The organism is Candidatus Jidaibacter acanthamoeba (genome assembly GCF_000815465.1).
GTDB lineage: Bacteria > Pseudomonadota > Alphaproteobacteria > Rickettsiales > Midichloriaceae > Jidaibacter > Jidaibacter acanthamoebae.
The window spans coordinates 1-9,076 of the sequence record NZ_JSWE01000100.1 but is presented as its reverse complement, the minus strand read 5'-3'; the positions used below and the strand labels follow the sequence as shown (position 1 = coordinate 9,076).

Annotated in this window: 9 protein-coding genes; 1 reads left to right on the top strand and 8 read right to left on the bottom strand. The window is 33.5% G+C overall.

Annotated elements, in window-relative coordinates:
- The first annotated feature begins 118 nt into the window (after positions 1 to 118).
- Positions 119 to 244 (top strand): hypothetical protein, encoded by a 126-nt coding sequence (locus NF27_RS13155; protein WP_275574611.1) that lies wholly within the window; start codon positions 119 to 121, stop codon positions 242 to 244.
- A 28-nt stretch (positions 245 to 272) separates the two neighbouring features.
- Here the strand turns inward: NF27_RS13155 and NF27_RS05275 are convergent, their stop codons facing one another.
- From NF27_RS05275 to NF27_RS05240, 8 genes are all read right to left on the bottom strand, one after another.
- Positions 273 to 1,139, bottom strand: a complete 867-nt coding sequence (locus tag NF27_RS05275) for a class I SAM-dependent methyltransferase (protein WP_039456666.1) — start codon at positions 1,137 to 1,139, stop codon at positions 273 to 275.
- 62 nt (positions 1,140 to 1,201) lie between these two features.
- The gene (locus tag NF27_RS05270) at positions 1,202 to 2,263 is read right to left on the bottom strand and encodes a hypothetical protein (RefSeq protein WP_039456663.1); all 1,062 of its coding nucleotides are present in this window, start codon (positions 2,261 to 2,263) and stop codon (positions 1,202 to 1,204) included.
- A gap of 153 nt (positions 2,264 to 2,416) precedes the next feature.
- On the bottom strand, positions 2,417 to 3,439 hold the full coding sequence (locus NF27_RS05265) for a glycosyltransferase family 4 protein (protein ID WP_039456662.1): 1,023 nt from the start codon (positions 3,437 to 3,439) through the stop codon (positions 2,417 to 2,419).
- 97 nt (positions 3,440 to 3,536) lie between these two features.
- Positions 3,537 to 4,217: an RlmE family RNA methyltransferase gene (locus NF27_RS05260; RefSeq protein ID WP_039456660.1), complete on the bottom strand. Its 681-nt coding sequence runs from the start codon at positions 4,215 to 4,217 to the stop codon at positions 3,537 to 3,539.
- A gap of 181 nt (positions 4,218 to 4,398) precedes the next feature.
- Positions 4,399 to 5,688: a TolC family outer membrane protein gene (locus NF27_RS05255; protein ID WP_152606849.1), complete on the bottom strand. Its 1,290-nt coding sequence runs from the start codon at positions 5,686 to 5,688 to the stop codon at positions 4,399 to 4,401.
- A 22-nt stretch (positions 5,689 to 5,710) separates the two neighbouring features.
- On the bottom strand, positions 5,711 to 7,171 hold the full coding sequence (gene murC, locus NF27_RS05250; RefSeq protein ID WP_039456669.1) for a UDP-N-acetylmuramate--L-alanine ligase: 1,461 nt from the start codon (positions 7,169 to 7,171) through the stop codon (positions 5,711 to 5,713).
- Positions 7,172 to 7,179: 8 nt separating this feature from the next.
- Positions 7,180 to 7,986, bottom strand: coding sequence for an outer membrane protein assembly factor BamD (locus NF27_RS05245; protein WP_039456657.1), 807 nt, complete (start codon positions 7,984 to 7,986; stop codon positions 7,180 to 7,182).
- Between the two features lie 36 nt (positions 7,987 to 8,022).
- Positions 8,023 to 8,805 (bottom strand): succinate dehydrogenase iron-sulfur subunit, encoded by a 783-nt coding sequence (locus NF27_RS05240; protein WP_039456655.1) that lies wholly within the window; start codon positions 8,803 to 8,805, stop codon positions 8,023 to 8,025.
- Between the last annotated feature and the right edge of the window lie 271 nt (positions 8,806 to 9,076).

Below are 9,076 nucleotides of genomic sequence, written 5' to 3'. Positions count from 1 at the left end.
ATACCTCACGCCTTGAAAAAGAAAAAAAAGAATTGAAAGAAAAAGGAAAAGAAAGAAAGTTTAATTAAAACATGTTAACTTCATAATCACTTTTATAAGCTATACAACCTGAGGACATATGAAAAATAGACAACCGACTAAAAAGTCTGCTCAGAACTATTCAGTAAAAGCTAAACAACTAAAGCAGCGAGCATTAAACTCTAAAAAACAAGCTATAAGGGATAAAGGTAAAAAAGGTAAATAGACTTAAGGTGTATATTATTAATGAATACTTAAGCAGCCGGTTTGGTAGCAACAATTTCCAGATTATGATCATATAAAATCACACTACCATTTTGATTAACAGGGAATTTTGATATATAAACATCGACAATTTCATTAACAAACTTATCTGCCTCTAAGCTATTAATACTTTTTAAATGATGATAATAAGGTAGCCAGCTTTTTATTTGCATCTTTAATTGTGCGGTATTATTTAAAAAATTTTTATCTTCTACATTACCGATACTTACTATCTGAAAGTTATTTTTTTCGAGCAATGCAGCATATTCCCCTACTGTAAAACGTTTCATATGACTTTTAAAGTTGGTAAAATAAGCTTTCCACTTTGCACTTTTAACCAATCTGTCAGCAATATCCTGAACAGGATCGCCCCCTTTTGAGGCTAATCTTAAATAACAAATACCGTTCGGCTTAAGAGCAGTGAACATTCCTTTTAACACTTTATCGTTATTTGATATCCAATGTAGTACTGAAAAGGAAGTTATGATATCAAACTTTTCTTTATGCAAGATATAAAAATTAGCATCACCGGCAAATTTATTTAGAAAGCTTAAGTTTTTTATATATTTATAATCTTGCTTAGCTATGTTAACTACAGCTTCATCACTATCAATTCCGATTACATACCCGTGCGGCACATAGTTTGCCATCATAGCAGTGATATTTCCGATCCCCGAGCCGATATCTAAAATAGATTCGTCCCCTTGAAAGATATAATCTTGAAAAAAGAATTTTGTTGCCCAGCTTTGTTGCAGGAGCGCATTTTCCGCATAATTATCAGCATACCAACGCTTTGATGCACCTGCAAATGCGTTTAAGCTGCTCAGGATTAATAATAAGAAAAAAATTTTTTTCATATATAAAATTGAAATTTCTTATTGCTTATTTTTATAATTATTATTGAGCAATGTAAATATAATTATTTTGGTATAAATATCGGATATATAGTATTCATTACATTACTACAAGTAATCCCTACTGCAGCTACAGTATAATCTTTTGCACCAAACAATTTTGCAACACTTTTACTGGAAACCTTAGCCCAAGCATTCCAACTGAAGCGCTTATCCGACTCTAGGGTAAGATTATCTTCAAACAAAATATTTTTAATAAGATTAGCTGCAAGCTCAGAATAAAATGAGGAATCAGTAGCAAGTTTAACCGCTTCTTTTAACCCTCTACCGGAAAAGTTTTTTAAATGGAATTTAGCTTGATACTTAAAGTCTGCTTGTAATTTCTCACTTATAAGTATGTTTTCAGCCTCTTCATTGCAGGTTATGGAGCTTTCTAAATTTAAATTCTTAGATATATTTTCTTCAAGTGTGTTTTCTAAATAGCTATATGCACTAGAGATTAGCGGCATACCTAAGCTGGTAATAATTTTAGCCGAACTGAAATAAATAGAATCATTTTTACTCCATCCGCTATAGAATAAAACTTTTTCAGTCACAAAGCAGCTATATATACCGGAAAAAACTTTTACCGCATTATTATTAACAAAACTTCCGATTTCACCTGTCACTCCATCAAAGTATTCGGAAGCAATATGCCCTGCACCCGATATAATTAACGCTGAAGCAGTCAGATTTATAATGTTAGGGTTTATGTATTTATAACTTAAAGCGAGTACTGAAATCGAAGCTAGAAACTGCGTCGCGTTATATAGCTTTGTTACCCACGGATTATAATTATAAGCTTCACCGGGTACCTCTTCGCTTTCTTCTTCAAAGGTCAAAGATGTAGGAATATTATTTAGAAGCCCATCGCTAAACCGGTTATTATAAAGGCTGCTGAATTCATTCCAATAGATTGGTTGGGTACCGTTTGAACTTATTAAATTTTTTAAATTAAAAAATGACCCGATATCATCATATTGAACGTTTAGAATATCATTATAGTATTGATAGTTAGGGCAATAACCACTACTTAAAGCTAAAAAAAACAGATCTACAGATACATCATATTCACTAATTAAGTCCATGATTAATTACCCTTTCCCCTTATATATTTAAAGTATGTCATAATTAATTAAATTATGCACTAATGTTTTCTTAAGATAAATTGTGCCGATATTATCAGTAAAAACCAATATCAGCAATAAAAAACATTGCTTATATATCAAGTACTATGTACGTTAATTTAAAGTTTTTAAAATATTTGCTACAGTATGTATAATCTGCTCTCCTACCACCTTAGAACTATACTTTGCTTTAACTAAATTTAAACCTTCTCTAGCTAGATTGATTGCAAGCTCTTCATTTTTAATTAAAAGCTCAATTTTATCCGCTAAGCTTTGAGGATTATCATTCTCTGCAAACAATCCGTTTAGTCGATCGGTAATAATATTGCTCGGTCCTTCCGTTTTAGTTGAAATGACTGGTCTCGAATATTTAAATGCTTCTAAGACTACTATTCCGAAGGGCTCATGCAATGAAGGAAGGCAAAAGATATCTATACTTTTATAAAAGCTTTCCTTATCTTCCACCCATCCTATAAACTTTACTTTATCAGATAGTTGTAGAGTCCTAACCATCTTTTCCAGATTTTCTCTTTCTTCACCCTCTCCTCCTATGATAGCTTTAAACTCAACTTTTTTTTGCTCTAATAGTGATAAAGCTTTTAGAAATACATCAAAACCTTTTTTCTTTACAAATCTGCCGACCGCACCAATTATCGGAGGGTTATAAAATTGAGGAACTATAAATTTATTATCGTCATTAATTTCAACCATATTGGGTATAGTAAATACATTTTTATAGCCCATTTGTTTTATTTTTTCATTTAAGTCTTCTGCGACAGTGATTATAGCCTTGCTTTTAAATAATTGTTTAAAACTATAATTATGACATAGTGAGATAATCGGAACGTTATTTGCAGCGAATTGAAGTATTCTTGCTGCTCTATTACCATGCGTAATAATGCAATCAGGTTTTTCAGTCTTTATAATTTTTTTAAGCCTAATAATAGTAAAAGGATCATATTTTGAGAAATTTGAAACAGGATAAAAATCCTCTTTTAAGTATTTTTTTATTTCCGCATTCTTGTTAATAATTTGAACGACTTTACAGCCTACTTGAGTGAGAGCGTTAGTATAATCTAAAAAAGCTTGCTCAATTCCGCCAAGCCCTTTACCCAACATTGCATTTAAAATTTTCATTTGGTTATTTTATATTCTGAGATATTTAACTACCAAATTAGCATCTAATTAAAAATATGAGAAGTTTTTGTTTGCTTGTTGAGTAATAATAGTATGCTTATAAATTTTCTGCTTGTTGATTCTTGAATTTCAAAGCTATTAGGTATACTTCTGATGAATCATCATAGCTTGCATCCGGCTTAAAGTATTTAACTGTCTGGAAATGTTTTTTTGCTTCATCAAGAAGGAATTTTTCTTCCTTGCCTTTTAAAAGTTTGGCAACGAAACATCCGCCCTTATTTAATTTTTTAACTGCAAACTCTAAAGCGAACCCCACAAGCTCAACTAATCTTAAGTGATCAATCTGCCTATCACCACATGCATTAGCCGCCATGTCGGAGAGCACGACATCAACTTTATCAGGTAAAGCTCCTTGGAATTCATTATTGTCAATTAGTTCCAAAAAATCACCTTCAATTAAAAGCACCCCTTCTACCGGCTCAATTTCTTTTAAATCTATCCCGATAATTTTTGCTTTATTCGCCTTTTCTTTTGCAATCTGTAGCCATCCGCCCGGAGCTGCTCCCAGATCTATTATACTCTTCGCATTGCTTAAAATTTTAAATTTTTCATCTATTTCAAGCAACTTAAATGCAGCTCTTGATCTATACCCTTTCTTCTTGCAAAGGTTCACGTAAGGATCATTTATATGGCGCTGCAACCAATTAATTGAACCGATTTTTCTTCCCTTAGCTGTTTTAAGTTTTTGTTTTGTGTTTCTAAAGCTTTTATCTTTCAAGTTATACTACCATTATTTCATTCCGGTATTATAAGCGCTTATCGTTTAAACCTCAATCTCTGCTTTTGTAAAAAGTAGAATAATAAATCATTACACCGCTTAAAAAAGCACAAACACATTAATTTTAAGCTATTTTAAATATAACTTAACTAAAAATTTACCGGATAAAATTATAAACAGATTAATAATTCGCAAAATCCATTTGATTTAAGGTGCTCATGAGTGCGTGCATATTAAATAAAGCAACTACATTATCTTTATGAGCTTTTGTATTATTAATTTTAGCTTCAAACAAATCATTTTCAGCATCCAATACCTCAAGCGTAGTTCTTGTACCGACTTTAGCTTCTTCTTCAGTGCCGAATAATGCATCTTGCGCTGCCACTACAGCTTTAGCCGAAGATTCAATAACTGCTTTAGTAGTATAATATTCACTCCATGCCTGTATAACTTTTTGAGTAATCGCAGTAACTGTAGAGTCATGCAGGTGTTGCGCTTTGCGCTCTTGATATTTACTACTCCTAATATCCGCATATTCAGCTCCACCCTGGAAAATAGGCACCTTAACTTGTATGCCGTAAGTATCACCGTCACTTCTGGCAATTTTAAGGTCATCAGTTCGATTAAACTGAGCAAATGCATTCACTTTAGGAGAAAGCGCGGAAAATGCTTTTTGTTTTTGATTTTTAGCAGCATTAGCTTCACTTTTAGCTTTTTTAATATTAGAATTTTTTTGTATAGCCGCTTCCATGAATTGCTCAAGGTTAGCAGGTATACTCATTTTATTTAGTTTAATCGGCTCCATTTTGGCAGGAACCGCATCTCCGGTTATGGCAGTAAAGTTAGCCTCAGCTGCAATCACAGCTCCCTTTGCTTTTGCTTTTTCCGAAACTGCCATGGCAAGCCTTGAAGCAGCTAAAGAAACATCGGTAATAGTTGCTTCCCCTAGTTCCAACTTAGCTTGGGTTGCCGCTAAATGATTGCTTATTGCTTCTTCTTTTTTAATACTAAAGTTATATAGCTCTCTTTTAGTTAGCAAATCTTCATAAGCATCAATGGTACTTAAAATTATTTTTTCTTTAGTGTTTAACAGACTGGCTTGAGCAGAATCAATTGAGTTTTTTGCATAATTTAAATCAAATAAAGTGCTCCCGCCGCTAAATAAAGGCTGTACTACGTTAAGAGAGAATTCACTTCTATTTGGGTTTTGTACCCTATCCTTATATGCTTGCGATTTATGATCTGTGTTAGTAAAATTACTTTCAGCATTAATGTTGGGCATAACTCCGGCAAAGGCTTTATACTTTAGGGATTTAGTAGATTGTAAATCATCTCTACTTGCTTTAATATCCAGATTGTTAGCCCTTGAAGCCCTTATTGCATCCGCTATAGAATAAGCATTAGATACATAGGGTATAGTTAATGAACTAAATCCTATCAAAAAAGCCATTTTCTTTAAAATGTTATTCATAATCAAAGCTTTCTCCCATATTTTAAGCAACTTTAATTTTTTGTAAATTTGCTAATTGTTCAGGCAATTGGTATGCCCATTTAGTTATATTCCCGGCACCTAGAAAAATTACCAGGTCATTTGGTTGTATAGTGCTTTTCAGTATTGATGCTATTTGGTTATGATCAGGTAATAAATAAACTTCCTGACCGGTAGTTTTTTTGATATTTTGTACTAGTGCTTGAGAGTCAACTCCATTTATAGGCTCTTCACCCGCAGGATAGACTTCCGATATATATAAAACATCGGCTTCTTTAAAGCAAATGCTAAATTCATCCATTAAATCTTTTAGCCTTGAATATCTGTGCGGCTGAGCGATTACTATCACTTTAGAACTTTTGTCATCGGCAATTTTACGGGCAGTTTTTAAAGTAGCCTTAATTTCTATAGGATGATGCGCATAATCATCAATAATAGAAATGCCGTTTATTTCCGCAACCTTAGTAAATCTTCTTTTTACACCTTGAAAAGTGCTTAATCCTTTTTGGATTAACTCTTTGCTGATGTTAAGCTTTAAAGCAACGACCACTGCTGCTAATGAGTTAAGTAAATTATGTTCTCCCGAGATACTAAGCTTAATATCTTTAATCTCGTTGAAATCTATCTTCAAGTGTTTTTGTAAAGTTTCTGATATTTTGACATCAAATGTTATTTCTTCAAGAGCTTGATTAATATTTACGGCCACTAGATCAGCATTTTTATTTTTGATACCATACGAAATGATTAACCGATTAGTAACCCTTGCAGCGACCTCTCTTACTGTTTCATGATCGAAACAAAGCACCCCGAAACCATAAAAAGGTAAGTTTTCAATAAATTTAAAATATGCATCTTTTGCATTTTCAAAACTGCCGTAATAATCTAAATGCTCGGGATCTATATTAGTTACAACTGCAACAAAAGCAGGGATACTGATAAATGTACCATCCGATTCATCTGCTTCAGCTACCAGGAATTTGCCTGAACCTAATCTGGCATTAGTACCAAGTTCGTTAATTATACCGCCGTTAATGACGGTCGGGTTTAAGGCGGCTTCTTCAAGCATTTTAGCTACCAAGGAAGTAGTAGTAGTTTTTCCGTGAGTTCCAGAAACTGCTATACAATGCTTAAACCTCATAATTTCAGCTAGCATTTCCGAACGTTTAATAATCGGTATATTGAGATTTTTGGCCGCGATTATCTCCGGATTAAAAGGATTGATCGCAGTTGACCTAACTATAATCGCAGCATCTTTAACGTTTTCTTCTTTGTGCCCGATGAATACAGGTATACCTAATTTTTCCAGACGCTCGGTTACATAGGAATCGCTTATATCCGAGCCCTGCACTTGATAGCCGAGATTTTTTAATATTTCCGCCATTCCGCTCATACCGATACCACCGATCCCTATAAAATGGATGATACCGACCTCAATCGGGGATATACTGTATAGCTGGCTATTCATAACTCCATTTACCATATTTTACTGATTATTCTCTTAGTGATTGAGGGTTGCGGCTCATTGATATTGGATTCAAGTAAATTATAAGCTTTGCTATACCATTTATTGTTCGGATAATTATACCCGAGTACGGATACATATTTCTTTGCTTGGTCAATTGCGCCGAGCGAATAATAAATTTCCGTCATCCTGTAAAGCGCTTCGGGCACGAATATGGTTGTATCATACTCACTAACCACTACTTTAAATCGGTTTAAAGCTGCAATTAAATTACCTTTATGTAAATAAGATAAACCGATATTCATCTCTTTACCCGCCAGTTGATTAAATGCTAAATCAATTTTTAGTTTAGCATCATTGGCATATTCGGAATCCGGAAAACGGGTAACCACTTCTTCTAATGCCTCTAAAGCTTCCCTTGTCAGCTGTTGATCCCTTCCGATATCAACTATCTGATCATAATAGCATAACGCTTTTAAATAATACATGTATGCAACGCTATGATGACTCGGATACTGCTTTAAAAAATCTTCAATGGTAAATATGGCATCATCGAATTCATCATCCAAATAGAAGCTATAAGCTTTTTTTACGGTCGCTTCAGGAGCAAGCGGTGAGGCCGGATGCTCCCTTTCTATAGTCTCAAAGCTTTTTATCGCTGATTTATATTTGCTTTCTTTTATTGCCAGATTCCCTTCACTATAAAGTTCGGAGGGATTATGTGCAACTTTATTATCCGCATCTTTTTTACTCGAATTACAAGCACTAAGAAAAGCGATTAAAGATATCGTCAGTAAATGTTTATTAAATTTTTTCATGAAAGTCTGCATACTTTTGATTTCTCTATAACAAAACTATTGCTGTCTTTCAACTAACATTTCTTTAATTTTTGAAATAGCTTTAGCCGGGTTCAAACCTTTAGGGCAAGTTTTGGTGCAATTCATAATGGTGTGACACCTGTAAAGCTTGAAAGAATCTTCTAAATCATCCAGCCTTTCTCCAGTGAATTCATCTCGACTGTCAATTATCCATCTGTAGGTTTGTAATAATATTGCCGGGCCTAAATATTTATCACCGTTCCACCAATAACTCGGGCAGCTGGTTGAACAGCAAGCACATAATATGCATTCATATAAACCATCAAGTTTTTCTCTGTCTTCCGGCGATTGTAGCCTTTCCTTACCTGATGCACCGTCCTGCTCAGTCTTTAACCACGGCTCAACCGATCTAAGCTGCGCATAAAAATGCGTAAGATCAGGTATTAAATCTTTTATAACCGGCATATGCGGCAGAGGATAAATTTTTACATCGTCTTTAACATCGCATATCGCTTTTGTACACGCTAAAGTATTAGTACCATCAATGTTCATTGCGCAACTGCCGCAGATACCTTCTCTGCATGATCTCCTGAATGTGAGAGTGCTGTCTACTTCATCTTTAATTTTTATTAAAGCATCCAAGACCATAGGGCCGCAATTATCTAAATCAATATGATAAGTATCAACCTGCGGATTTTTATCTTCATCCGGATTATAACGATAAATATTAAATTTCTTAATTTGTTTACCGGCAACTTCTAAATTATGCTCTTTACCTTTTTGAACTTTGAAATTTTTTAAAGGGTTTGATTCACTCATATTAACAATAAAATATTGATCCTATATACATAATTACAAATCTTGGATAGAACTTCAAGATAAAGCTTTGTAAAAATGTTTAATAATTTAATACTTAACTGATTTATAACCAAATTGCTCAATTTCATCCAAGGCATTAAAGCCTTTATTATATCTATAAATAAGAAAGTTTTTATTTCACTAAAATTTATTTTAGAGGCCTTATATTAAAAAAATGGTTGTGTTGCAAAGAATAGAAATTGGAGATAGATGTTGGTAGAAGCAAATAACT